This is a genomic window from Bacillus cereus, from assembly GCF_025917685.1.
GTDB classification, from domain to species: Bacteria; Bacillota; Bacilli; order Bacillales; family Bacillaceae_G; genus Bacillus_A; species Bacillus_A cereus_AT.
In genome coordinates, this window is sequence record NZ_CP089518.1 from 2135261 (window position 1) to 2161836 (window position 26576).

A 26576-nucleotide genomic window follows, 5' to 3' on the forward strand; every position below is an offset into this window, starting at 1 on the left:
TTATATGAACCAACTAATAAGATTGCTCTTTTTTTACAAGCTAAAGGAGTATTTTGAGCTTATATAATGATGAATGGTTTGAGTAGTACTAAAGTATTATTTGTTTAATCGGATAAATAAATTATTGGTTTTAGATGGAATTTCTACTTGTGAAAAAATAGAGAGAAGCGAAAGCTTCCCTCTATGAAATTAACTATTCAATTTTAGTAAATGTAAGCGGCTGAGTACTTAGCATAGCGGGCACATGTAACTGAAGTGATGGGAATTCACCATTCACATTCATTTCATATGCAAATAATAGATTCATTTTTGCTTGGAACAAGTCAACTGGTGCGGAGAAAATGTCGTAATGATGATGCTGTAATTGAATCTCCATCTCCATAAATTGTACGTGTAATGAATCATCCCGTTTATATACTTGTAATGCTCCATAAGCAGGATGCTCAAAAGTACCAGTGTAGTCCTCTAATTTGTGAGAAGGTGCAGTCCCTTTAATTTGTTCAGGAAGGGATTCAGTTGCTTCTTTCATCATTTCCTTCATTTTTTCAGTATCTTCTACAGCACGTTTATGCCAATCGATACCTTCTAATTCAAGTAGATCGTCATAAATTTGGTTAGCAAGATAAGTAGGGAGTAATGTGCTTCCAGCATTCGTTAAAATGACAAGGCCTACATTTTCTTTTGGCATGAATGAAACAAGTGCCGAAAATCCATCAATATTACCGCCATGATGAATCACTTTATTACCACGATAAGCGCTAATAAACCAACCAAGGCCGTAACTATTTAATGGAGATTCAGGGAGTGATAAAACTGGTTGATCTGGAATGGAATTGTGTGGTGTATACATTTGTTGTAATAATTCAGAGGAGATTAATTCATGATCTCCAAACTTTCCTTCGTTTAAGTGAAGAAGTACCCAATTTGCCATATCTTCAATTGTAGAATTAATGCATCCAGCAGCGCCAACTGTATCGATATTACGGAATGGAACTTCTTTTATTTCACCGTCATTTTCCATGTAAGGTAAAGCATAATCGTCTGTATTTTGTGAGTCTGTAACAGAGAAATTTGTTTGATTCATATTTAAAGGCTCTAAAATATGTTCTGTAACGTATTGTTCCCACGTTTGATTTGTAATGTTTTCCACAATGTAGCTAATTGTCGCATACATTAAGTTGTTATATAGAAACGCTGTTCGGAACGGCGCATCAAGTGGTAAATGTTTTATTTTTTCAACTAGATCTTTTCGAGATAAGGAAGAGCTGTACCAGAGAGCCTCATGACGACTTACACCAGTTCGATGAGAAGCTAAATCTCGTCCTGTAACTTGCGAGTTAGCGAGCATATCGGATAGAGAGAAGTTAGGTACGTAAGTTTGGATAGGAGTATCCCAATTAAACTTTTTTTGTTGTGCTAATAAGCTTAATGAAAGTGTTCCGAATGCTTTCGTTGCGGAACCGATTGCGAATCGTGTCTGCGGAGTAACAGCCTCTTTTTTCTCTATGCTACGATAACCGAAACCTTCTGAAATAATGACCTCGCCGTCTTTTATAACAGCTACAGCAGCGCCAGGAACGTTTAAATCCTTCATCATCTTCTCAACCTTATGTTGTAACGTACTTAAAACAGGAGTTTTGATTTTAGACATGCTTCCAACCTCCAAATATAATTTTTATGTTCCGCACTATACTTTCTGTAATAGAAAAGTGAAACCCTTTTTAAATACAGAAAGTTAATAATTTTGTAAGAATAAATAAATTTATTATTTATTTAGAATTTTATTTTTACTATAATTAATTTAAATTAATTATAATAAAAAGATGGTGAAGAAGCGTGTTAACAATAAAGAAAGTACTTTGCGATAATAAAATTAATCCGATAGGCATAGATTCAAAAGTTGTTAAAATTAGTTGGCAGCTCGAATCGAATAACCGAAATGTAAAACAACATGCTTATCAATTGCAAGTTGCGAAGGATAAAGATTTTGAAAATATAGTATTTGATTCACAGAAAGTAGAAACAGATCAAAGTTTACATATACCGATCAATTCCTTTCTATATAGAACGGAGACACGCTATTTTTACCGAGTGAAGGTGTGGGATAATCATGCAGAAGAGTCATCTTGGTCAAAAGTAGCATTTTGGGAGACTGGATTACAAAGTGACAATTGGACGGGAAACTGGATTGCTGCAAAAAAAGAGCGAACACAAGTTATGTCTTTTAATAAAAATATTTTTATTGAAAAATTAGTAAAAAAAGCACGTTTATATATAACAAGTTTAGGATTATATGAGGCTGCTATAAATGGAGAGCGTATTGGAGAGTGTTACTTTACTCCTGGATGGACAAGTTATGATAAGAGAATATTGTATCAAACGTTTGATATAACGCATTTATTAAAGGATGAGCACAATGCTATTTCTGTACTGGTAGGTAATGGATGGTTTAAAGGACCGCTTACAATGAATCATATACGTAATTATTACGGGGAAAGGCGTGCGATCATTGCTCAAATACATATAACGTATGAGGATGGAACGAAAGAAAAAATTGTAACAGATGAAACTTGGAAGGTAGAAAAAAGCCCTATTTTGTATTCTGAAATTTATGAAGGAGAAGTTTACGACGCTAGGTTAGAAGAAAGTGGACAAGAGCTTGAGGATGTTGAAGTAATTGAGTATTCTAAACAAATAATTGTTGCACAAGAAAACGAATCGATTCGTAAAATGAAAGTCATAAAACCAATCTCTATTTCAAAACTACCAAATCACGAGTGGCTCATTGATATGGGACAAAATATGGTAGGATGGGTGCGATTTACAGTCCGTCATGTTTATATTGGGCAAAAAATAGAATTACAACATGCTGAAATATTAAATAAAGACGGTAGTTTTTATACTGGAAACCTCCGAAAGGCAAAACAAAAAATAGTGTATATTGCAAAAGGAGAAGAAGAGGAAAAGTTTGAGCCTCATTTTACATATCAAGGTTTTAGGTATGTGAAAATAAGTGGATTAACTCAGCCACCTCAATTAACAAATTTTGAGGGGATCGTATTACATACTAATATGGAAAAAGCGTCTAAGTTCGAAACGTCCAACCCATTAATCAATCAGCTTCATCATAATGTAGAATGGTCCCAAAGAGGTAACTTCTTTGATGTGCCGACAGATTGTCCTCAGCGAGATGATCGACTTGGATGGACTGGGGATGCGCAAATGTTCATCGGAACAGCTACACAATTAATGAATGTTCAATCGTTTTTTAAGAAATGGCTTCAAGATTTATCGTTAGATCAAAATGTTAATGGGGCTGTGCCTTTAGTTATTCCGGATGCGTTTGGAAAAAGAGAAGCTTTTGATCTTGATACTTCTGGAGGTTGGGGGGATGCAGCAATTATATGTCCGTGGGTTCACTATTTGCATTACGGAGATGTATCGGTTTTAAAAGAACAATATGACAGTATGAAGAAGTATATAGATTACATACGTTCACAAGGTGAGAACGAGTATATATGGGATACAGGTTATCATTTAGGAGATTGGCTTGCGTTAGATACGAAACCGGATGTATATGAAGGTGGAACTGACAAGCATTTTATTGCGACAGCGTTTTATGCGTATTCTACATCGCTACTACAAAAAATTGCTGAGATTTTAGGTGAAAATACAGATGCTAAGTTTTATGAAGAGTTACACGCAAATATTGTTCGAGCATTTCAAAATGAATTCGTTACACCAAATGGTAGATTAATTTCAGATACCCAAACGGCCCACGTATTGGTGCTTTTGTTTGAATTGGTAAATGATAATGTGAAGGAGAAAATATTTAATCGCTTAATTGAGCTTTTAAAAGAAAATAAAAATCATTTAACAACTGGTTTTATAGGAACACCGTATTTAAATTTAATATTAAGCAAGTTTAAACGTCATGACCTTGCTTGTAAGCTTCTATTTCATGAAGATTATCCATCTTGGTTATATCAAGTGAAAAAAGGTGCTACAACGATTTGGGAACATTGGGATGGTGTGAAAGAAGATGGAACACTTTGGAAGGATAGCATGAATTCTTATAATCATTACGCATACGGTTCTATCGTTGAATGGATATACCGATATATTGTTGGGCTAGAAGTGAATGAAACAAAGGCTGGATATAAACATTTTTATATCCAGCCTCATTTTGATTCCAATCTAGAATGGATTAATATAAAGCGTGAAACAGCGTATGGAGAAATTAAAATTGATTGGCGTGTAGAACATGAACAAGCTATATTAAATATCTCAGTACCAGCAAATACTACAGCAACGTTACGAATTCAGGAAGCTGAATGGGAAACGAGAGATAGGATTGAAAAGGAACTAGGATCGGGCGATTATGAATTTACATTTTGTAAGAAAATAAATGAGGTAGAATTCTGTTAATATAGAAATGTTTTTTATTAATTTGGATTATTAAATTCGCTGTTTTTCATGTTATGATAAATTGCATATAAGATTGAAAGAAGGTTTTCTTACATATGAAACATGCTGAATATGAATACTTAAATTTATGCCGTCATGTAATGGAGCACGGTACGAAGAAAGAAGATCGTACGGGGACAGGTACTGTATCTGTATTTGGTTACCAAATGCGTTTTGATCTAAGTAAAGGGTTTCCTTTATTAACGACAAAGAGAGTCCCATTTCGCCTTGTAGCAAGTGAACTACTTTGGTTTATGAAAGGTGATACAAATATTCGTTATTTATTGCAACATAATAATAATATTTGGAATGAATGGGCGTTTAAGAGCTGGGTAGAAAGTGACGAATATAATGGCCCTGATATGACAGATTTCGGTCTTCGCTCACAACAAGATGAGGAATTTAAGAAGCAATACGATGAGCAAATGGAATTGTTTAAAAAGAACGTTCTAGAAGATGATGATTTTTCGAATAAATATGGTTATTTAGGAGACGTATACGGAAAGCAATGGCGTGCTTGGAAAACGACAGCTGGTGAAACGCTTGATCAACTAAAAGATGTAATTGAAATGATTAAGAAAACACCAGATTCACGTCGACTAATTGTTTCTGCTTGGAATCCTGAGGATGTACCAAGCATGGCTTTACCGCCTTGTCATACGCTATTTCAATTTTATGTAGCAGATGGAAAGCTTTCTTGTCAGTTATATCAAAGAAGCGGTGACATATTCCTTGGAATTCCATTTAACATCGCAAGCTATTCATTACTGACACATTTAATTGCACATGAATGTGGTCTTGAAGTTGGCGAATTTGTTCATACAATTGGAGATGCACACATTTATACAAATCATTTTGAACAAGTAGAAAAGCAATTAGCACGTGAACCACGTCCATTCCCGAAACTTACATTAAATCCAGATGTGAAATCTGTGTTCGATTTTGAAATGGAAGATTTAACGATTGAAGGATATGATCCACACCCAGCAATTAAAGCACCTGTTGCAGTGTAATTGTAGAGGAGATGAAAAAATGATTATTTCATTTATGGTCGCAATGGATGAAAATAGAGTAATTGGTAAAGATAATAATTTACCTTGGCGTTTACCAAGTGAATTACAGTATGTAAAAAAAACGACGATGGGCCACCCGCTTATTATGGGCAGAAAGAACTACGAAGCGATTGGTAGACCGCTGCCTGGAAGACGTAATATTATTGTAACGCGTAATGAAGGGTATCATGTTGAAGGCTGTGAAGTAGCACATTCTGTAGAAGAAGTGTTTGAACTATGCAAAAATGAAGAAGAAATCTTTATTTTTGGCGGAGCGCAAATTTATGATCTCTTTTTACCTTACGTAGACAAGCTATATATAACAAAAATCCACTATGCATTTGAAGGGGATACATTTTTCCCGGAAATAGACATGACAAATTGGAAAGAGATTTTTGTAGAAAAAGGTTTAACGGATGAAAAAAATCCGTATACGTACTATTACCATGTATATGAGAAGCAACAATAATAATAAAGATTGATGTAAAAATTTGCATCAATCTTTTTATTTATATTCATCGATATAAGTTTATAGATGATATTCGATAGTGCTATAATGAAATATAGCATGTGAAAATGCTAAAATTTTCAAGAGTATTAAGATAGAAAGAGGAGGAGAATCGGTTGAGAAAAATATGGGGGATTCTTTTTCTTTGCTTTGCATTAATGCTAGTCGGATGCGGCAAAGAAGAAAAACCACAAGAAGCGTTTGATACATATGCAAAAGCGTGGAATAAGCAAAAATTTGCTGATATGTATGATCAATTATCAGAAAATGCAAAAAAAGATATTTCAAAGAAAGAGTTTACTGAGAAATATGAAAAGATTTATTCTGGTATCGAAGTGAAAGACTTAAAGGTAGAAACAGGAGAAGTAAAAGAAGATAAAAAAGATGAAGGCCCTGTTCCTTTTAAGGTAAGTATGGATACAGTTGGTGGTAAAATCACTTTTAGCCATGAAGCAAAAATGGTGAAAGAAAAAGACGGAGATAAAGAATCATGGAAAATAGATTGGACTCCTGATTTTATATTCCCAGGTATGACAAAGGATAGTAAAGTGCGTATGCAGACAACACAGCCAAAACGTGGTGAAGTTTACGATCGTAATGGAAAAGGTCTTGCGACGAATGGTAAAGCTTCTGAAATCGGAATGATTCCAGAAAAATTAGGAGATGCTGCTCCACAAACGAAAGAAACTGTAGCGAAGTTGTTAAATGTGTCTGTAGAAGAAATTGATCAGAAACTAGCTGCTAAATGGGTAAAACCAGGGTATCTCGTACCAATTGGAATTTTACCTGAGGGAGAAACGCAAAATACGTACATTGATTTACCAGGTGTTGCAACAAAACCAGTAAATGTTCGTTCATATCCATTAGGAGAAGCAGCAGCACATCTTACTGGTTATATTGGAAAAGTGAATGCGGAAGATTTAAAAACGCTACAAAAGAAAGGCTATCAAGCTGATGATCCAGTAGGTAAAGCTGGTTTAGAGCAAATATTGGAAGAAAAGCTACGTGGTAAAAAAGGTGGCCGTGTCTTCATGGAAGATGCACAAGGAAAAGAAATTAAAAATTTAGCGAAGACAGATGCTGTTGATGGAGAGAATGTAACTTTAACTATCGATAGTGTTGTACAAGAAAAAATTTATAATGAAATGAAAGGAGAAGCTGGATCAAGTGCAGCAATCAATCCGAAAAGTGGAGAAACGATTGCGCTTGTGAGTAGTCCAGCATACAATCCTAATCTTATTGCGAGAGGGACATCAAAAGCTCAACGTGAAGCTTGGAATAATGACCCGAAAAAACCAATGACGAATCGATTCACACAATTATCGGTTCCAGGCTCTGTATTTAAGCCTATTACAGGGGCAATTGGTCTTGAAACAAAAGCGATTGATCCGAAAGAAGAATTGAAAATTGAAGGATTGAAATGGACGAAAGATTCTTCTTGGGGTAATTATTATGTAACACGTGTAAAAGATGCAAATCCGATTGATTTTGATAAGGCGATGAAATACTCGGATAATATTTACTTCGCACAAGAAGCTTTGAAAATAGGTAAAGATAAATTTATGACTGAAGCGAAAAAATTCGGATTCGATGAGAAATTACCAATCGAATACGGATTCCCTGCTTCTAAAATTGCAAATGACGGCATTAAAAATGATATTCAAATGGCAGATACAGGATACGGACAAGGAGAAGTCTTAATGACTCCTCTTCATTTAGCCTTAACGTATGCACCAATTGTCAATGATGGAACGATTCCCACGCCGTACATCATTAAAACAGATAAACAACCAAAAGCTTGGAAAGAAAATGTGATTTCTAAAGGGAATCAGGATATATTAAAAACAGCATTAACGAAAGTAATTAACGATCCAGATGGTACTGGAAAAATTGCTAAAATTGATGGTATGACTCTTGCTGGTAAAACAGGAACAGCAGAATTAAAAGCATCAAAAGAGGCAGAAGGAAAAGAACTAGGTTGGTTTGCTGCGTTTGATTTAAATTCACCTGATATGGTCATTACAATGATGATTGAAGATGTAAAAGGTAGAGGTGGAAGTAATATTCCGGCTGAAAAAGTGAAACATGTTTTTCAAAAGTAATGATTAATAAAGACTATCTCCATGAAATGTGGAGGTAGTTTTTTTATTGGTTAAAATCCTAATGCTTATATACAAAAAAATAAACAATATAATTTTTATTAACTTACGAAAAAAAAGTAGCTATTTTTATTGACATTACGTAAGACTTTTTGTATTATACTTACATAAGGTAAGTTATTTACTTTCGAATTATAAATCTTGAATTAAAGATAAATTAGAAAAAGGGAGAGAATACAATGACAAAAGTACTATTTATCACAGCAAATCCAAATTCAGCAGAAGGTTCTTTCGGTATGGCAGTAGGAGAAGCTTTCATCGAAGCATATAAAAACGAACATCCACAAGACGAAGTTGTAACAATTGATTTATTCAATACAACTGTACCAGCAATTGATGCAGATGTATTTGCTGCTTGGGGTAAATTTGCAGCAGGTGAAGGTTTTGAAACTTTAACGGAAGTTCAACAACAAAAAGTTGCAGCAATGAACGGAAACTTAGAAACATTTATGCATGCAGATCGTTATGTATTCGTAACTCCAATGTGGAACTTTAGCTATCCACCAGTAGTGAAAGCATACTTAGATAACGTAGCAATCGCAGGTAAAACATTCAAATATACTGAAAATGGTCCAGTTGGCTTATTAGAAGGCAAAAAAGCACTTCACATTCAAGCTACAGGTGGCGTTTATTCTGAAGGAGCATATGCAGCTGTAGACTTCGGCCGTAATCACTTAAAAACAGTATTAGGATTCATCGGTGTAAATGAAACTGAATATATTGCAGTTGAAGGTATGAATGCTAATCCTGAAAAAGCACAAGAAATTAAAGAAGCAGCAATTGCTAACGCACGTGAATTAGCAAAACGTTTCTAATATAGAATACTTAAAAATGTCCAAACACTTGTTGTTTGGACATTTTTTCTTCTTTTTCCTTCGTTTGTCTAGTATAATGAAGGTCGGAATGATAATAGGTGGGGGTTCTGTATGATTCAAACGTTTTTTAAAATCTTTTATTTAATTTTAATCGTAATTGCGATTACACCGAGAATGTGGCGTCTTAAAAAACAAGTAAATACGATGTCACCGCAAGAAAAAGATAATGCTGTGTACAAAACGACAAATTGGTTTGGTAAGAAAATGGTACGTGTAGCTGGGGGAACAGTCGAAGTAAAAGGACTTGAAAATGTTCCAAAAGATAAGCCGGTACTAGTTGTAAGTAATCATCAGAGTAATATGGATATTCCTGTTTTACTAGGTTACTTAAATAAACCAATTGGATTTGTTTCAAAAGCAGAGATTAAGAAGTTTCCAGTTGTACCAACTTGGATGGAACTTATGAATTGTGTATTTATGGTTCGTAATGATCGTCGTCAATCTTTTCAAGCGATTAAAGATGGAATTGAACTATTAAAGAATGGACATTCTATCGTAATTTTCCCTGAAGGAACGAGAAGTAAGGGTGGCGAAATTGGAGAGTTTAAAGCTGGTAGTTTTCACCTTGCAGTAAAATCTGGCGTAGCTATTTTACCAGTAACGTTAGATGGTACATATAAAATGTTTGAGGCAAATGGAAATCGTATGAAGCCGGCACATGCAACGGTAACAATTTCTAAGCCAATTACACAAGAAGAATATGCAAGTATGGATATTAAAGAATTAACAAAACATACACAAGACGTTATTGCATCTCAATTACATAAGTAATAAAAAAAAGGTTTCAGCTTAAATTAAGCTGAAACCTTTTTTTTATGCTGCTGGTAATACATAAAATAGTACGCAGAAAAACATCATTGCACTACCACCTAATACGAAAAGATGCCAAATGGCATGATTGAAAGGTAGCTTTTCCCAAAGGAAGAATATAGCACCGACAGAATATAAAATTCCACCTGCTAATAGTAGTGAAAAACCGTGACCAGTTAGATTTTCATAAAGTGGTTTTATAGCAACGATTATGAGCCATCCCATAATGATATAACATAAAGTTGATGCTTTTATAAAGCGACGTACAAAGAAAATTTTGAAGACAATACCGCCAATTGCAAGTGTCCATATAATAGCGAGTAACGTCCAGCCTAAAGGTCCACGAAGTGTAATAAGTAGAAACGGAGTATATGTGCCAGCGATTAATAAATAGATGGCTGAGTGATCTAAAATAGTAAATAATTTTTCTACCTTTGGATGGTGAATGCTATGTAGCAACGTCGAAAACAAGTACAGTAAGAACATGCTTACACCATAAACAGTAAATGCAACAACAGCAGATGCAGTACCATGTTTAGAAGCATGAATAATTAATATAATTAAGGCAGGGATGCTTAAAATGGCACCGATACCATGTGTAATTGCATTTGCAATTTCTTCTTTCACAAAATGTGTCATTCGTGTCATTTTTTCAGTCATAATGCAAATCCTTTCTACTATCATAAAATAATATGTCGTTTCCCTTACCATATCATACACAAAGACAATAGAAAATGAAATTTGTATAATTGATTATATTTTTGAATTTTTTTGACAAAAGACAACGGACTTGTTGACGTTTTCAAACTTTTTTGACAAAATAAAATTATGTAATAGTAGGACAAGGAATCTACTAAAAAAAGGGGATGGGGAAATGTTTTCAAATATTGGCTTTCCAGGGTTAATTTTAATTTTAGTAGCTGTACTCATTTTATTTGGACCTAAAAAATTGCCGGAAATCGGGAAGGCTTTAGGAGAAACGTTAAAAGAGTTTAAAAAATCAACGAAAGAATTGACAGATGACGCATTTCAAGAGAAGGAAAAGAAGGAAAAAATGTGATGAATTTTCCTCGTAATGGGATAAATAAAGTGTGGTGAACGAGATGGAAGATCGGGAAATGAGCGTAGTAGAACATATTGTTGAGCTTCGTAAACGAGTAATATATACAGTTTTATCCTTTGTACTATTTTTAATTATTGGATTTACTTTTACGAAGGACATTTATTTTTGGCTCGTAAAAGATTTACCAATGAAATTAACTGTTCTCGGTCCAAGTGATGTATTGTGGATTTTTTTCTCGATTGCTACAGTATTTGCTATCGTTTGTACAATTCCTTTTGCTGCTATACAAATTTGGTTATTTGTAAAACCAGGTTTACATTCAAATGAACAAAAGATGACAGTGATGTATATACCGGTATTGTCTATATTATTTATTGCAGGTTTATGTTTTGGCTATTTTATTGTAATGCCGTTTCTATTTCATTTTTTAACTACGATTGGTAATGAAATGTTTAATACGATGTTTACGACAGAAAAATATTTTCATTTTGTATTGAATTTAACAGTACCATTTGCTGTCATTTTTGAATTACCTGTAGTTGTAATGTTTTTAACGAGTATTGGACTTTTAACGGCAGAATTTCTTGTGAAAATAAGAAGGTATGCATATGTAATATTGATTATTATTGCATCATGTATATCACCACCTGATTTTTTATCACATAGTTTAGTTGCGGTACCACTTATTTGTATTTATGAAATTAGCATCGCTTTATCAAAGATTGTTAGTAAGCGAAAACAAAAAAGAGAAGAAAAACAGTCGAAAAGTGCCTCTTTATAAAGGCACTTTTTAATTTATTTGTTATACTCTAGATATAATCGTATACAATATATAGAAGAAAAAAATTATAGAATCTCCAAAATTTAGACAAACTTTTCACTTTTATAAGTTTATACTGAAGTTATCGAGCTATATATGGATAATAAGACTCCCGTCTCAAGGGATATATAGGACAGGGGCCGAATTAGGTGGATATAAATGAAGTATTAACTTCTAAACGGGGGCCGCTTAAGAATATTTTAGTTTTCATAGGAAACCTACACTTGAAAAACGTGTTAAAGAATAAAGTGGAGGAAGTTCAAAAATCCAACGAAAAAGAGGATTGATATTGTGATTACGAAAAGTTTTTATTTCACTCATGCAACAGGGAGTTGTATTAAAATATTTGAAATCCCTGTCCTACAAACACAGCATCCATTAGCGTTTCTAATTCAGTCTCGTCTTCAATTGTTTATTGCAAAAATTCAAAAACATAAAAATCCAAGATTCTCGTACTCTTTCCGTGAATATTTACAAAGTTGTTTGAAGTGGAATGATTATTCAAATGTATATAAAACAAATACTCTTGAAAAAAATGCATGATATAGAGTGTGGACAGGGTTAAGAGCTCTGTCTTTTTTATTTTAGATATAAAAATATAATTAATTTGGTGAAATTTGTTCTAAATTGTTGAAAGCAATGGGAATACTAGTATAATAACAAGGAGAGCGTATTGGAAAGGGAAGAATATAATATGCAAAAAATTAAAATTGTAACAGATTCAACGGCGGATTTATCACAAGAGGTAATTGAGAAGTATGACATTCATGTTCTACCATTATCAATCTCTGTAAATGGACAAACATATTTAGATCGCGTTGATCTACAACCGGATGAATTTATTGAAGAAATGCTTAAATCAGAAGAACTACCAAAAACATCACAACCGGCAATGGGGACATTTGTAGAAATGTATGACAAGTTAGGCGAAGATGGAAGTGAAGTACTTTCTATTCATATGACGAGTGGAATGAGTGGTACTGTCGCAACTGCCAATAGTGCTGCAACAATGACCGATACAAAAGTAACAGTTGTTGATTCTCAATTTATTACACATGCTTTAGCATATCAAGTAATTGAAGCTGCTAAAATGGCAAATGAAGGACGCTCACTAGAGGATATTATAAAGCGAATTGATGAAGTGAGAAAAAATACCCGCTTATATGTAGTTGTAGATACATTGGAGAACTTAGTGAAAGGTGGACGTATTGGTAAAGGAAAAGCATTTATCGGTTCTTTACTGAACATCAAACCAATTGCAAACCTTGAAGGTGGAGCATACAATCCAGTGACAAAAGTTCGTAGTCAAGGACAGATTGTAAAGACACTGACTAAAATATTTGAACAAGATACAGCAGGAAAGTCTATAAAGGCTGTTGCAATTCCGCATGCAAAAGCAATTCCTTTAGCTGAAAGTATGAAAGCAGCGGTTGAAAAAGTGAGTGGATTTACTCAATCAGAAATTTTTTATACAACACCTATTATTAGTACTCATACAGGGCCAGGAGCAATTGGTTTTATGTATTTAGCAGAGTAATAAAAAAGCTACTTGAAATATATTTTCAAGTAGCTTTTTTATGTGAAAATAATATAGGAAATGAGAAGGGCTATACAGGCGCTACCGCTAATGATATAGCGAGTCTGTAAATAATCTTTCATAGAAATCACCCTTTTCGATTTTCTAAAGTATATGATAAATCATTAAAAAAAAGTAGCGCAGTTATACATGAGTGGTTTCTGTGATTTTTTCTGTTTTTTCCTCTGAAATACTGGGGCTATAAGTGAAAGTTTGACCTAAAAAGAGAACATGTAGTTGTTCCCACGGTAGCATTCGTAAATTCCAGTTATTTCGTAGTCTTGTTATTGCTTCTCTTGGTGTTTCATCTGCTAAAGCAAAAGTACCGTAGTGCATTGGAATGAAATGTGTAGCTTTTATATCTAAATAGGCTTGCACAGCTTCTTCAGGTGAAACGTGAGACACTTTCATAAACCATTCTGGTTCATAGGCACCAATTGGCATAAGTGCAATATCAATTGAAAAACGGTTTCCGATTTCTTTAAAACCTTGGAAATAACCACTATCACCACAAAAATAAATGGTTTCTGAAGAAGTCATATTATCAATGATCCATCCTCCCCAGTGAGAGGTGTTCATATCAAATAATGATCTTCTCGTCCAGTGCTGGGCAGGTACGAAGTGAAAAGAGACTTCATCAATTGTTGTACTTTCCCACCAGTTGTATTCTTCTACATTGGTAAATTTTTTACGAGTGAATAATTTTTTAAGCCCAATAGGAACAAGGTATAAGGCATCATCATTTAGTTGGCGAAGAGATGAAAAGTCTAAATGATCGTAATGACCGTGTGAAATAAGAACGATATCGATTTTCGGTAGTTCTTTTATAGAGAGCCCTGGCTCAGTAAGTCGTGGAACCAACTTTAATTTATTTGCCCATACTGGATCTGTTAAAATATTTAAGCCGTTCGTTTGAATGAGAAAAGTGGAATGACCAATCCATGTGACAGTTGTTTTTTCAAAGTTATTGAGCAAAAATTTACTTTGTTTAACAGGTGATTGTTCTACTAGAAAAGAAAAGTCTTTTTTTGTTTGTTTTCTCTCTTTACGCCAGCGTAGGAAGGAGCGAATCGATTTTTTTGTACTTACATTATCCATATTTTCATAGCGCTTAGCCATGAACATCACCTCATTTAAAATCGTTGTAGTTGTATTGTACCGAAATGTTGTTAAGGAATACAGTGTTTAACATGGATTAATGTTTAAGTAATTGTAAAAAAACAGGGGATAGGCATTTACAAATTTAACAATGAACTTTGTCTCGTAAATAATGTTTAGAGAAATAATAGTAGTAAAATATATTTTGTCTAGTAATTAGCTTTAAATAAAGAAGTAACATACGTAAAATCGTACGATTTCGTGAACAAATGGCGTAAACAATTTTCTCATAGTGTTTACTTTTGTTATGATATACATTACTTACATAAATTAAGGAAAGAGAAAAGAGGTTTAATAATGAAGCGTTATCAAAGGTTAATTGGTCTTATGGTTGTATTTTGTCTCTTTATACTTGCAGGTTGTAGCAGTTCAGGTTCAAAATTACGTAAACCGTTAAACTGGGATTTAGAAACTTTCCAATTTACAAATCAAGAAGGAAAGCCATTTGGTACAAAAGATTTAAAAGGGAAAGTTTGGGTAGCTGATTTCATGTTTACAAACTGTCAAACAGTTTGTCCGCCAATGACTGCTAATATGGCGAAATTACAGAAGATGGCGAAGGAAGAGAAATTAGACGTTCAGTTTGTATCGTTTAGTGTAGACCCTGACCTTGATAAACCAGAAAATTTGAAAGCATTCATTCAAAAGTTTACAGAAGATACAAGTAATTGGAACTTGTTAACAGGTTATTCGCTGGAGGATATTACAAAGTTCGCAAAAGAGAACTTCCAATCGCTTGTAGATAAACCAGAGAATGGGCAAGTAATGCATGGTACATCATTTTATTTAATTGATCAAAATGGAAAAGTAATGAAGAAATATAGTGGTATTAGTAATACGCCATACGAAGATATTATACGTGATATGAAGCGATTAGTGGATTAAAAAGAAGGGTGCTTAGCACCCTTCTTTTTTGTCTTTTAGTCTATGGATAATATATCGTGTTGTTGCGGAAGTTTCTGTGCACGAATTTCTAACACACCGTTTTGATAAGAAGCTTTCGCTGCTTTTTTATTAATTAAATATGGTAACTTAATAATTCTTGAAGCTTCTGAAATGGAACGTTCTCGGCGATAATAGTTATGAGATGTTTTTTCGTCTGCCTCTTCAAGTATATCTTCTTTAACAGAGACTTTTAAGTATTCACTTTGTATTTCAATTTGAATTTGTTCTTTTTGTATGCCTGGTAGTTCAGCTGTTACGAAGAGTTCGTCACCAACTTCGTATAAATCTACAGGGAATGTTAATAAACGGTTTCCTTTTTGGAAAAAATGATTTAAATCAGCGATTACATTGCGAAGTGGTGTTTGTTCGAAAAAATCATCAATTTGCTTTAAATAATTGCGAACCGGTGGGCGAGAAGAATCTTTTTTTTCTTCACTCATGGTATTCCCTCCTAGAAATCAATATGCAATATCATATGACAAAAGCGGAGAAAGGTGATTGCCTAGTTTTCATGTTTTCATAAAAAATTGTTAAAAATGTGAAATGGAGTGATTTTTTTATAGTTTTTGGTCGCCATATTCAGTTGATTATGCTAGTATAAATAGGGTTGATATAGTAGTATAGAGACAGAATGAAAACTGAAAGAGGGTAAGAAGTATGTGTGGTTTTGTAGGATGTTTATGTGAAAACCCTAGAGAGTTTTCAGAAACAGAAAAACATCAATTTGAAAATATGAACACGATGATTTTCCACCGAGGTCCAGATGACGAAGGATATTTTCGTGATGAACATGTACAATTTGGCTTCCGCCGTTTAAGCATCATTGACTTAGAGGCAGGACATCAGCCGCTAACTTATGAAAATGATCGATATGTAATTATTTTTAATGGTGAAATTTACAATTATGTAGAATTACGTGAAATGTTACTTGAAAAAGGCGCGACGTTTGCAACGCAATCTGATACAGAAGTTATCATTGCATTGTATGCACATATGAAAGAAAAATGTGTAGACTACCTTCGTGGTATGTTCGCATTTATGATTTGGGATCGTGAAGAAAAGACACTTTTCGGTGCGCGTGACCACTTCGGCATTAAGCCTTTATACATCGCACAACAAGGTGATACTACATTCTTCGCATCTGAGAAGAAAAGTATTATGCATGTAATGGAAGACAAAGGGGTAAACCCAACGTCACTACAACATTACTTTACGTACCAATATGGTCCAGAGCCAGAAACATTAACAATTGATGTTAATAAAATTGAGCCTGGTCATTACTTCGTAAAAGAAATCGGTAAAGAGATGGAAATCCATCGCTACTGGAATCCTTATTTCAACGCTTCAAGCGCAACGAAAGAGGAACATATCCAAGCAATTCGTGATGTATTATACGATTCTGTAAAAGTGCATATGCGTAGTGATGTACCAGTAGGTTCATTCCTTTCTGGTGGTATCGATTCATCTATTATTGCTTCTATCGCAAGAGAAATGAACCCAAATCTTTTAACATTTTCTATTGGTTTTGAGCAACGCGGTTTCAGTGAAGTTGACGTTGCGAAAGAAACTGCTGAAAAATTAGGAGTTAAAAACCATAACGTATTCATTTCAGCGCAGGAGTTTATGGATGAGTTCCCAAAAATCATTTGGCATATGGATGATCCTTTAGCAGATCCAGCAGCTGTACCATTGTATTTCGTTGCGAAAGAAGCACGTAAACATGTAACGGTTGTTCTTTCTGGTGAAGGTGCAGACGAGCTATTTGGTGGATATAACATTTATCGTGAGCCAAACTCTTTAAAAATGTTCTCTTACATTCCTAGCCCAGGAAAGAGCGTTCTAAAGGCATTAAGTGGTGCTCTTAAAGAAGGATTTAAAGGGAAAAGCTTCTTAGAGCGTGGATGTACGCCAATTGAAGAGCGTTACTATGGAAATGCGAAAATCTTCCGTGAAGAAGAGAAAGCTGAATTAATGAAGTATTACGATGAAAGTGTTAACTATATGGATATCACAAAACCATTGTATAACGAAATTAAAGATTATGATGATGTAAGCAAAATGCAGTACATTGACATGTTCACATGGTTACGCGGTGACATTTTATTAAAAGCTGATAAAATGACGATGGCAAATTCATTAGAACTTCGTGTACCGTTCTTAGATAAAGAAGTATTTGACGTTGCATCTAAAATTCCGACTGAATTTAAAATTGCTAACGGCACTACGAAAGCTATTTTACGTGAAGCAGCACGTGGCATTGTTCCAGATCACGTATTAGATCGTAAAAAGCTTGGATTCCCAGTACCAATTCGTCACTGGTTAAAAGATGAAATGCACGATTGGGCTATAAATATTATTAAAGAAAGCAAAACGGATCATTTAATCGACAAACAGTATGTATTAAACTTACTGGAAGCACATTGTGCAGATAAAGGCGATTATAGCCGTAAAATTTGGACTGTACTTGCGTTTATGGTATGGCATCAAATTTATGTTGAGCATAAATATGATACAAATAAGTTCCACGAAGAAACAAAGCGTGCGTATAGCTTAGTTTAATAAAAAACCTTAAGGTCGTATTCGGCCTTAAGGTTTTTTTCATAAATTATAATTATAATTGATACAATAATAGTAAAAGGATGGACAACATATGATTACATTTGAGAAAGTAAATACAGAAAATGAAGGCGTTGTAAAAGAAATGTTTCACTCACACAGCTTAGATATGAAAAAGGTTCAGTATTGTGTAAAAGTTGATGATACATATATTGGTGTAATAGATTATAGTGTCCAAGAAGAGAGTGCTATTTTGTCACAGTTAATTATTCATTTTGATTATCAAGGTTATGGATACGGGACAAATACGTATTTTACATTTGAAGAAATAATGAAACAGAGAAATGTGAAAGAAATAAAAGTATTGCAAGAGGTGTTTACGGAACAAGCTAAATCTTTCATAGTGGGATCTGGTTTTATTGAGGAAAATGGAATATATGTAAAGAAAATGTAGTGGATATTGATCACTTGATGAAATGAATATGGGGCAGGTGAATGTATGACAATGACTGCTGGTCTTGTATTAGTTGGAAGTTGTTTTATTGTAGCAGAACTATGCCAGATTTTTATTCGAAAAAGAATGTATAAGAAGAGAAAACCATATGAATTACAATATATACCCGTGTTTGTAATTTTGTTTTGCATGTTATTTGCATTACAAAACGCAATTCATTTTTCACCTCTTTTGAACATCTTTTTAAAGTTTGGATTGTTATACAGCGGTGTTGGAATAGCTCTTATATTTATTTTGTTTTGCATACGTTACATCCACTATCAATCGTACATATTCATTTTAAATTGGTTAAAGAAAAGTGATAGAAGCCGCCTTACATAAGGGGGTTTTTTCTTTGTATTTGTAACGAAACTTGTACAACTAACATAAAATAGGACGAGTAGAAATGTAAGCTTATTACCTTAACGAAAGGAACGAAAAAGATATATGAAACTTGTTATAGACGCAGGGCATGGTGGATATGATTCTGGTGCTGTTGGTAATGGGTTAGTGGAAAAAGAGTTAACACTTCAAATTGCTAGACGTGTACGAGATATTTTATCTGCAAATTATCCAATCAATATTAAAATGACACGTGACAGCGATGTGTTCATCTCTTTATCAGAACGTGCTAATATTGCTAATTCATTTGGTGCAGATTATTTTACCTCATTTCACATTAATAGCGGCGGTGGCACTGGATTTGAAAGCTATATTTACAATGCGCTATCTAATAGTAGTTCCGCATATGAAAAGCAACAAAAAATGCATGCAGCAGTCAATCCTGTATTAACTAAATATGGTCTTCGTGACCGAGGAGCCAAAAAAGCAAATTATGCGGTACTACGAGAGACTGCGATGGATGCAATTTTAACTGAGACTGCTTTTATTGATACAACGTTTGATGCTAATTTATTGAAAAACCCACAATTTATTGCAGACTTAAGTCAAGCGTATGCAAATGGGATAGCAGCTATTTTGGGAGTTGCTCCAAATCCCAATCCTCCAAATCCACAACCTCCAAACCCCCAGCCAACACCACAAACGAAGGGGATTGCCTATATACTTGGGAAAAATGTGAATTTAAGAAGTGGTCCATCAACGTCTTCTTCAGTTATTCGTCAACTAAACTCCCCAGAGTCGTATGTCGTATATCAGGAGAGTAATGGATGGTTGGACTTAGGAAATGGACAATGGGTGTATAATGACCCTTCGTACATTAATTTTGTAAAGACGAGCAATAGTGATGGAAGTGCAATTGGTGTCGCATATATACAAGGAACGAATGTGAATTTAAGAAGTGGCCCATCAACATCTTCTTCAGTTATTCGTAAATTAAATAATCCAGAATCTTATTTAGTATATATTAATCAAAACGGTTGGTTAAACCTTGGTGGAAATCAATGGGTGTACAATGATCCATCATATATTAAATATAATCAATATTAGGGAATGGATTTATAATGTAATATGAATGCGTATTTATGTATAACGTAGATACGCATTTTAAGAACGTTTATTATTTTCATACTTATACACTTTATTTTAAAAATAAACATTTGAATAGTGGATAGAATCTAAATTGTATATATTAAAAAAATTCTGATATACATTGACAATGTATGTAATATACATTAGTCTTTAATCGTTAATGATAATCAATTTCATCTAGAGAGGGCATATGGTACATAGTAAAAAAATTTATGTTCTGCATTATGATACTTATGGTAATAATCGCAGGGTGTAGCAAAGAAGAGAAAAAAGAAAATGATACAGCAGCTAAAGCAAAAGATTCGTATACTGTAAAGCATGCCATGGGTGAAACATCAGTAAATGGTACACCTAAAAAAGTAGTTGTTTTAACAAATGAGGGTGCGGAGGCACTTATAGCTGTTGGAGTAACACCAGTAGGAACTGAGCGTGATATTAATTTAGAGGCAGTTATGAAGCTTAAGCCGGATTTAATTATCGGGAATAAAATGCGTCATGAAAAAATATATGAGCAATTGAACGAAATAGCGCCAACTGTATACGCTGAAACATTGCGCGGGGATTGGAAGGAAAACTTTACACTCTATACAAAAGCTGTAAATAAAGAAAAAGAAGGGCAAAAGGCTCTTGAAGATTATAAAAAACGTATTGAAGGAATGAAAGAGAAGTTAGGAGATAAATTGAATTATAAGGTTTCTATTATTCGCTTCGTACCAGGTGATGTCCGGATTTATCAGAAAAACTCATTCTCAGGTGTTGTTTTAAATGATGTTGGATTTAAGCGCCCACCACTACAAGATAAAGATGAATTTGCGATAAAAGGAATTACAAAAGAGCAAATTCCGAATATGGATGGGGACTACATATTCTACTTCACATCTGATAAAGATGCAGATAAGAATAACGAAGGAAATACGTTAGCAAAAGAATGGACAGAGGATCCACTCTTTAAGCAGCTACAAGCTTCAAAAGACAATAAAGTATTCCAAGTGGATGAAGTAATTTGGAATACAGCAGGCGGTATTAAAGCAGCAAATTTAATGTTAGATGATATTGAAAAATATTTTCTGAAATAAATGAATGGTTGAGTACATCACTTTAAATAGGTGATGTACTTTTTAATTTGTTTAAATACAGAAAATTCCTTCTTTTAAGTGTGGATAAGTTGTACAATAAAATCAATTATGGAATAAAGGAGTGGGAAGGAATGAAAGCTACTCATAAAGATTGGATTTTATTTAACGGAAGAATTGTGAATACGAAGGAAGAACAGCCGATGGTCCCATTAGAGGAGAGGGGCTTTCAATTTGGTGATGGTATATATGAGGTTTTTAGGTTATATGATGGGAAGCCACATTTATTGGATTTACATTTGGAACGATTTTTTAATTCTATGGAAGAAATAAAACTAATTCCACCGTTTACTAAAGAAGAGTTAGTGGAAGAGTTACATCAAATGATTGAAAAAAATCAATTTCAGGAAGATGGGAATGTGTATCTTCAAATATCACGTGGTGCTCAAGCACGAAATCATGTGTATGAAAAAGATTTACAACCAACATATTTTGCGAATATCGTTTCGTTTCCAAGACCTACTGCTACTATGGAACAAGGAATAAAGGTTACTGTCGAAGAGGATATACGCTGGAAGTTCTGCCATATAAAATCATTAAATCTGCTCCCTAATATCATGATTAAAAATAAAATAAACGAACAAGGATACCAAGAAGCGATATTGGTGCGAGATGGAATTGTAACAGAGGGGTGTCATTCGAATTTCTTTATGGTGAAAAATAATAAATTGATTACACATCCGGCGGATCATTTTATTTTACATGGCATTACTCGTCACTACGTTATTACATTAGCGAAAGCGTTACATATAGAGGTAGAAGAGCGTGAATTCTCATTACAGGAAGTGTACGAATCCGATGAGTGCTTTTTCACAGCGACACCACTTGAAATATTCCCAGTTGTTCAAATTGGTGATGAGAAGTTTGGAAGTGGTGAAAGAGGATCAATTACGAAAAAACTACAAGCTGCATATGAAGAAAGTATTAGTTTGTTTAAAGTGACAAATTAATAATGAGGAAAAAAGCTGGTATTCCTCCAGCTTTTTTTCATGATATAATTCAACCATAGGACAATTTTTGAAAACGCTGTAAAAAGGGGATTTAATGTATGAATTATGAAGATTTTAAAGAAGTAATTCACGGTAGACGAAGTGTTAGAAAGTTTACAGAACAAGAAGTATCCACTAGTGACATAAAAGAAATTATTGATTGTGCTCGTTATGCACCGAGTGATACGAACTCACAAACGTGGGAGTTCTTGGTCATTATGAATCGAGAGAAAATTAAAGAAATTGAACAAATGACATGGGATGCATTACATAAACTTGCAGCAAAAGCAACAGAAAATGGAGAAGAGAAAGCAGGGAAATTACTTACACGTTCTTTCGGACCGTATGCGACAGCTTTCTCTGAGGCACCAGTATTAATCGTATGTTTGGCAACACCATATGAATCCAAGTTTCGGGAAAAGATATTTGATCCAATTGCCTTCGTTCCTGATTCAGTGTGGGAAGAGGAAGGAATTAAGAGTAGCTGTCTAGCAGCACAAAACTTAATGCTAGCTGCACATGCGAGAGGACTTGGCACTTGTCCAATGACAGGACCTGTATTATTAGCTCAGGATGAACTGCGACAATATTTACAAATTGAGCCTCAAAAACAAATTAATATGGTAATTTCACTCGGGTTTCCGAAAGATAAGCCGAAGAAACTTTCTCGAAAAGAAGTTGATGAGATTACAACATTTATTAAATAATAGATAAAAAAGACATTGGAAATAACGATGTCTTTTTATTTTTTGGGATATTGTGGGGTGATTTTGGGCTAAAATGATGAATAAGAAAGAATTTCTATTTATTGCTTACAAAAAAATAATGTTCTATTAAGGAAAGTATGATACAGTAATCGTGAGCAAGATAGTATTTGTTCATGAAAGTGTTAAAAGTAGTTTTAAAATATTAAAATTATTTTTGTATAATAAAATATAATGAAATTACAGGGGGGATGAATTTTGAAGAAATTCATAATCGCTGGACTGTCTGTATTGTTATTAGTAGGTTGTGGTACTCCAAAGGAAAAAGAGGACGCACAGTCTAATCAGAAAGAACAGGTTGTAAATGCCAGTGATGAGAATATGGTTGTATTTCCTGAAGGGGCAATACCAGTTGGAGAAGGGAAAGTAAAAGTCATTACACCTGATGGTACTTCTGAAAATGGAAATATACCAACTGTATTCATAAAAAGGGATACTTTAATTCAGCAAGTCGAATTAGAACTTTCCAATTTTCAAAACGATAAAGAAACATTCGTATTTGTAGATCAAATATTTGCAGATAAACATCAAGTAACTAGTTCAACACAGACAACAGTACAATTAAAAGAAAAAATGCTTGAGACAGGTAGTCATACGATTACCGCAGCTCAGTTTGAAAACAATGACCCAAAAGGAAAAGTCATTAGCTTTAATCAAGCGACGTTTGAAACGAAGCCTGCGTCTTAAATAGGGATAAAAAGTACATTACTTAAAGTGGTAGTGTGCTTTTTAATTTGGATAGAATTAGGTTGTTGAGAGTAATATGTTTCACTTTCTAGTACGAATGAATAGTAAGAAATTACTCTTTACTACTACGAAAGGGGAAGAGGTTGAAGATATGAATCGGTTTGTTCGTATCGTTTTGATTAGTATGATAATGTCAGTAATTTGGTTTACTATACAAGAGGTTATTCAAATGACGCTCAATTATCAAATACATGACATGCTAATAGGAGCTGTATGTTTTGTCATTGTGTACCGATTTTATCCCGTATTAACGGGCAGTAAGAACCCCACCTGAAAATTCGGCGCATGCGAGGAAGTTAGGTGGGAAATCAACTGCCCGTAAAAGCCCGATTGGTGAAGGCTAATAATCAGAGGGGGATGGCCCCCCCTCTGATTAAAGTTTCACTTTATGATAAACTCGGATTAAGGTAAGTATTGAGTTGGAAATGTAGGGATTTCATTTGAAATGTCGAATAGTACATACGATGTCGTAATAACAAATTTTCTATTGTTTACTGTGAAACAGAAGAAGGAGAGATAGTAGTAATGAAACGAGCTCTTATTAATATCGACTATACATATGATTTTGTAGCTGAAAAAGGTGCTTTAACTTGCGGGAAGCCAGGTCAAGAAATTGAGAAAGAACTTGTGCGTGTAACGAAGCAGTATATTGCAGATGGAGATTATGTAGTGTTTGCAATCGATAAACATGAAGACAATGATGTATATCATCCTGAAGCCAAATTGTTTCCACCTCATAATATAGCAGGTACAAATGGAAGAAACTTGTTTGGTGAATTACAAGATGTATACGAAAAATATAAAAATGATGAGAATGTATATTACATGGACAAAACGCGATACAGTGCATTTGCAGGAACGGATCTAGAGATGAAGCTAAGAGAAAGAGGAATAGAAGAAGTTCATCTTGTAGGGGTATGTACGGATATTTGTGTTCTACATACAGCAGTAGATGCTTATAATAAAGGATTTAAAATTGTCGTTTATGAAAAGGCGGTTGCATCTTTTAATGCGCAAGGACATGAATATGCACTTGGACATTTTAAATCTTGTTTAAATGCAGAAGTGAAGTAAAAAAGAGGCCTTCAAAAAGGTCTCTTTTTTTGCATTTAAATAGAAACGAATTGTTGTTGAATTAACTTTTTAATGAACGGACTAATCTTTTCTGGTAGTCGGTTTAAATCGGAAAATTGTACATGTAATGATTCAACTCCGTCTGCTTTTAACAAGCCACCTGTAATGTCTTTGCAAAGGTATGCGATTGTAATGGGATAAAATTCATCTCCATTTGGTAATTGTACAAAAAACTCTTTACCCGAAAATACACTTACTAACTGAAGTGTACCAATTTCAATACCTGTTTCTTCAAGCACTTCTCGTCTCCCAGCTTCTTCTGTGGATTCACCAAGTTCCACAAAACCTCCAGGAACACCCCAAATGCCATTTCGTCTTTGTTGTAGTAATATTTGACCTTGTTCATTGAAAACAGCTACAGCAACTCCTACTAGATTGAGTGGTCTAGATCCAACAATTGCTCTTAGTTCTTCGATATATCCCATTAATTGTAACCTCCATGAAAAAAGTATCAAATGAACTATTCGGTGTTATGTGAATGTATTCCTTTGAACGAGGTGAGAGTTACAAAGTTGCTTATAAAAATTTCTATTGTAATCTCCCTTTAGATTATTAAAAAGGGTATATTTATAGTAAATAGAAAAGGACATCTGAAGTTGAAAGATTGATGAAAGGGTTATATTGTTGGAGATGAACTAGGGATACAAATACATAGTTAAGAAAGTAAAATGAAAGATCAGGGAAAAAAGTTGCGAAAGCAAATTTTGAGATAATCAATAAGTAATTACAATAAATTAGCTCTGCATGAAATTTTAAAAAAATAAGGAAGTGGATAGATGAGTGTATTAGCGTATACTGAGGAGTTTTTTAATTATGTAAGGGAGTTTTTGCTTTTAAGGTTTTTACTATTTGCTTTAGTTCTTATCATTATTTCTTTTGTCATAAACCGCATTATTGATTGGTTCTTTAAAAAATCCAGCTTTTTTGATGAAGAGGTAGAGCAGACGATTCAAAGTGTTATTCGATCTATTTTTAGATATATCATTATCATCAGTCTGATCGTATATTTAATTAGTCAATTTGTAGATATAAAAAGTATTATTGCAGGTGCAGGGATAGCGGGGGTTGTCATCGGTTTTGCTGCACAACAGATGCTAAAAGATGTCATATTAGGCTTTGCAAGATTAGCGGACAAAGAGTTTCGTGTTGGCGATTTTGTAACTTTTAACGGAACAAATTCAGGAACTATTGAGGAAATTAGTATTCGTTTTATGCAAATTCGTGAATGGTCAGGGAAACTCCTTACCATACCACACGGAGAGATTAGAACGATACAGAATTTTAATAAAGGATGGATGCGAGTTATTGAACGCATCACGGTAAGTTATCAGGAAGATCCTACAAGAGTTAAGGAATTGTTAGAAGAAGTATGTGTTATTTGTAATGAAAAATTGGATCAAAATCTTTATAGAGTAGATAATGAAGCTGTTGAACCATTTAAATATGTTGGAGTTACAGACCTAAATCCTAACCTTAAATATGTTGGATATGAATTTTGTATTACAGGTTTGATTAAACCGGAAGATTATTTTGAAACTTCTAGACAAGTAAGATTTGAATTAATGTCTATGTTCCATAAAAATCAAGTGCAAATGCCAGCAGCGAATATGTTCGTTAACACTGAAAGTTTACAGCATATTCATGGGGGACAATCTTTATCAGACAGTTAAAGAAAATTAGCTGATTTCTGTTTTTATTTAGAATTTGGATTTGAATGAACTGTATGGGATATCTCGTGAAAAAGAGCTGAAGGAATTCAGCTCTTTTTTGTTTGTAGTATTTAGAAATTTCTTAATGTTATAATGGTAGTTGGTGATGAGAATGAATATAGATGAA

At 34.0% G+C, this 26576-nt stretch carries 27 protein-coding genes; 22 read left to right on the top strand and 5 right to left on the bottom strand.

What is annotated here, in order from left to right:
• Window positions 1-193 precede the first annotated feature (193 nt).
• Entirely contained in the window at window positions 194-1651 is a 1458-nt protein-coding gene (locus LUS72_RS11070; RefSeq protein ID WP_097831938.1) for a serine hydrolase, read from the bottom strand.
• Between the two features lie 185 nt (window positions 1652-1836).
• On the opposite strand from LUS72_RS11070, the gene LUS72_RS11075 reads away from it, so the two are divergent.
• The 6 genes from LUS72_RS11075 to LUS72_RS11100 all read left to right on the top strand — a co-directional run bounded on the left by LUS72_RS11075 (window position 1837) and on the right by LUS72_RS11100 (window position 9832).
• Window positions 1837-4428, top strand: a complete 2592-nt coding sequence (locus LUS72_RS11075; protein WP_097831939.1) for an alpha-L-rhamnosidase — start codon at window positions 1837-1839, stop codon at window positions 4426-4428.
• Between the two features lie 95 nt (window positions 4429-4523).
• On the top strand, window positions 4524-5480 hold the full coding sequence (locus tag LUS72_RS11080; protein WP_002118973.1) for a thymidylate synthase: 957 nt from the start codon (window positions 4524-4526) through the stop codon (window positions 5478-5480).
• 19 nt (window positions 5481-5499) lie between these two features.
• A complete protein-coding gene (locus LUS72_RS11085) occupies window positions 5500-5988 on the top strand; it encodes a dihydrofolate reductase (RefSeq protein WP_097831940.1) in 489 nt (162 codons plus the stop codon).
• A gap of 155 nt (window positions 5989-6143) precedes the next feature.
• Window positions 6144-8129 (top strand): penicillin-binding protein 3, encoded by a 1986-nt coding sequence (pbpC, locus tag LUS72_RS11090; protein WP_264448946.1) that lies wholly within the window; start codon window positions 6144-6146, stop codon window positions 8127-8129.
• A gap of 236 nt (window positions 8130-8365) precedes the next feature.
• Entirely contained in the window at window positions 8366-9001 is a 636-nt protein-coding gene (locus tag LUS72_RS11095; protein ID WP_097831942.1) for an FMN-dependent NADH-azoreductase, read from the top strand.
• A gap of 111 nt (window positions 9002-9112) precedes the next feature.
• Window positions 9113-9832 carry a lysophospholipid acyltransferase family protein gene (locus LUS72_RS11100; protein ID WP_264448947.1) on the top strand — a complete coding sequence of 240 codons (720 nt, stop codon included), beginning with the start codon at window positions 9113-9115 and terminating at the stop codon, window positions 9830-9832.
• Between the two features lie 42 nt (window positions 9833-9874).
• Here LUS72_RS11100 and trhA read toward each other — a convergent pair whose 3' ends face one another.
• Window positions 9875-10531, bottom strand: a complete 657-nt coding sequence (gene trhA, locus LUS72_RS11105) for a PAQR family membrane homeostasis protein TrhA (RefSeq protein ID WP_000136879.1) — start codon at window positions 10529-10531, stop codon at window positions 9875-9877.
• A gap of 214 nt (window positions 10532-10745) precedes the next feature.
• Here trhA and LUS72_RS11110 point away from each other — a divergent pair, with 214 nt between their 5' ends.
• The 4 genes from LUS72_RS11110 (at window position 10746) to LUS72_RS11125 (ending at window position 13291) form a co-directional block, all read left to right on the top strand.
• A complete protein-coding gene (locus tag LUS72_RS11110) occupies window positions 10746-10931 on the top strand; it encodes a twin-arginine translocase TatA/TatE family subunit (RefSeq protein ID WP_000492443.1) in 186 nt (61 codons plus the stop codon).
• 43 nt (window positions 10932-10974) lie between these two features.
• Window positions 10975-11715 (top strand): twin-arginine translocase subunit TatC, encoded by a 741-nt coding sequence (gene tatC / locus LUS72_RS11115; protein WP_097831944.1) that lies wholly within the window; start codon window positions 10975-10977, stop codon window positions 11713-11715.
• A 330-nt stretch (window positions 11716-12045) separates the two neighbouring features.
• Window positions 12046-12297, top strand: a complete 252-nt coding sequence (locus tag LUS72_RS11120) for a DUF2535 family protein (RefSeq protein ID WP_000629009.1) — start codon at window positions 12046-12048, stop codon at window positions 12295-12297.
• Window positions 12298-12448: 151 nt separating this feature from the next.
• Window positions 12449-13291: a DegV family protein gene (locus LUS72_RS11125; protein WP_097832042.1), complete on the top strand. Its 843-nt coding sequence runs from the start codon at window positions 12449-12451 to the stop codon at window positions 13289-13291.
• A gap of 183 nt (window positions 13292-13474) precedes the next feature.
• On the opposite strand, the gene LUS72_RS11130 is transcribed toward LUS72_RS11125, so the two are convergent.
• On the bottom strand, window positions 13475-14449 hold the full coding sequence (locus tag LUS72_RS11130; protein ID WP_097831945.1) for an MBL fold metallo-hydrolase: 975 nt from the start codon (window positions 14447-14449) through the stop codon (window positions 13475-13477).
• Between the two features lie 336 nt (window positions 14450-14785).
• Between LUS72_RS11130 and LUS72_RS11135 the strand changes: the two genes are divergently transcribed.
• On the top strand, window positions 14786-15373 hold the full coding sequence (locus tag LUS72_RS11135) for an SCO family protein (protein ID WP_097831946.1): 588 nt from the start codon (window positions 14786-14788) through the stop codon (window positions 15371-15373).
• A gap of 35 nt (window positions 15374-15408) precedes the next feature.
• On the opposite strand, the gene LUS72_RS11140 is transcribed toward LUS72_RS11135, so the two are convergent.
• A complete protein-coding gene (locus LUS72_RS11140; protein ID WP_097831947.1) occupies window positions 15409-15873 on the bottom strand; it encodes an Hsp20/alpha crystallin family protein in 465 nt (154 codons plus the stop codon).
• A 217-nt stretch (window positions 15874-16090) separates the two neighbouring features.
• Between LUS72_RS11140 and asnB the strand changes: the two genes are divergently transcribed.
• The 10 genes from asnB to LUS72_RS11190 all read left to right on the top strand — a co-directional run bounded on the left by asnB (window position 16091) and on the right by LUS72_RS11190 (window position 24680).
• Window positions 16091-17992, top strand: coding sequence for an asparagine synthase (glutamine-hydrolyzing) (asnB, locus tag LUS72_RS11145; protein WP_000333827.1), 1902 nt, complete (start codon window positions 16091-16093; stop codon window positions 17990-17992).
• Window positions 17993-18083: 91 nt separating this feature from the next.
• Entirely contained in the window at window positions 18084-18443 is a 360-nt protein-coding gene (locus LUS72_RS11150; RefSeq protein ID WP_097831948.1) for a GNAT family N-acetyltransferase, read from the top strand.
• Window positions 18444-18488: 45 nt separating this feature from the next.
• Window positions 18489-18824 carry a hypothetical protein gene (locus LUS72_RS11155; protein WP_097831949.1) on the top strand — a complete coding sequence of 112 codons (336 nt, stop codon included), beginning with the start codon at window positions 18489-18491 and terminating at the stop codon, window positions 18822-18824.
• Between the two features lie 105 nt (window positions 18825-18929).
• Complete coding sequence (locus LUS72_RS11160; protein WP_264448948.1) at window positions 18930-19931, top strand: N-acetylmuramoyl-L-alanine amidase; 1002 nt, start codon at window positions 18930-18932, stop codon at window positions 19929-19931.
• Window positions 19932-20185: 254 nt separating this feature from the next.
• Window positions 20186-21049 carry an ABC transporter substrate-binding protein gene (locus LUS72_RS11165; RefSeq protein WP_097831951.1) on the top strand — a complete coding sequence of 288 codons (864 nt, stop codon included), beginning with the start codon at window positions 20186-20188 and terminating at the stop codon, window positions 21047-21049.
• 131 nt (window positions 21050-21180) lie between these two features.
• Complete coding sequence (dat, locus tag LUS72_RS11170; RefSeq protein WP_097831952.1) at window positions 21181-22056, top strand: D-amino-acid transaminase; 876 nt, start codon at window positions 21181-21183, stop codon at window positions 22054-22056.
• A 98-nt stretch (window positions 22057-22154) separates the two neighbouring features.
• Window positions 22155-22802, top strand: a complete 648-nt coding sequence (locus LUS72_RS11175) for a nitroreductase family protein (RefSeq protein WP_097831953.1) — start codon at window positions 22155-22157, stop codon at window positions 22800-22802.
• A 255-nt stretch (window positions 22803-23057) separates the two neighbouring features.
• Window positions 23058-23546 carry a putative periplasmic lipoprotein gene (locus tag LUS72_RS11180; protein ID WP_097831954.1) on the top strand — a complete coding sequence of 163 codons (489 nt, stop codon included), beginning with the start codon at window positions 23058-23060 and terminating at the stop codon, window positions 23544-23546.
• Window positions 23547-23622: 76 nt separating this feature from the next.
• The gene (locus tag LUS72_RS11185; protein ID WP_097831955.1) at window positions 23623-23880 is read left to right on the top strand and encodes a hypothetical protein; all 258 of its coding nucleotides are present in this window, start codon (window positions 23623-23625) and stop codon (window positions 23878-23880) included.
• 251 nt (window positions 23881-24131) lie between these two features.
• Entirely contained in the window at window positions 24132-24680 is a 549-nt protein-coding gene (locus LUS72_RS11190; RefSeq protein ID WP_097831956.1) for a cysteine hydrolase family protein, read from the top strand.
• Window positions 24681-24715: 35 nt separating this feature from the next.
• On the opposite strand, the gene LUS72_RS11195 is transcribed toward LUS72_RS11190, so the two are convergent.
• Window positions 24716-25165, bottom strand: a complete 450-nt coding sequence (locus tag LUS72_RS11195; RefSeq protein WP_097831957.1) for an NUDIX hydrolase — start codon at window positions 25163-25165, stop codon at window positions 24716-24718.
• A 351-nt stretch (window positions 25166-25516) separates the two neighbouring features.
• Here LUS72_RS11195 and LUS72_RS11200 point away from each other — a divergent pair, with 351 nt between their 5' ends.
• The gene (locus tag LUS72_RS11200; RefSeq protein WP_097831958.1) at window positions 25517-26410 is read left to right on the top strand and encodes a mechanosensitive ion channel family protein; all 894 of its coding nucleotides are present in this window, start codon (window positions 25517-25519) and stop codon (window positions 26408-26410) included.
• Window positions 26411-26576: the final 166 nt, after the last annotated feature.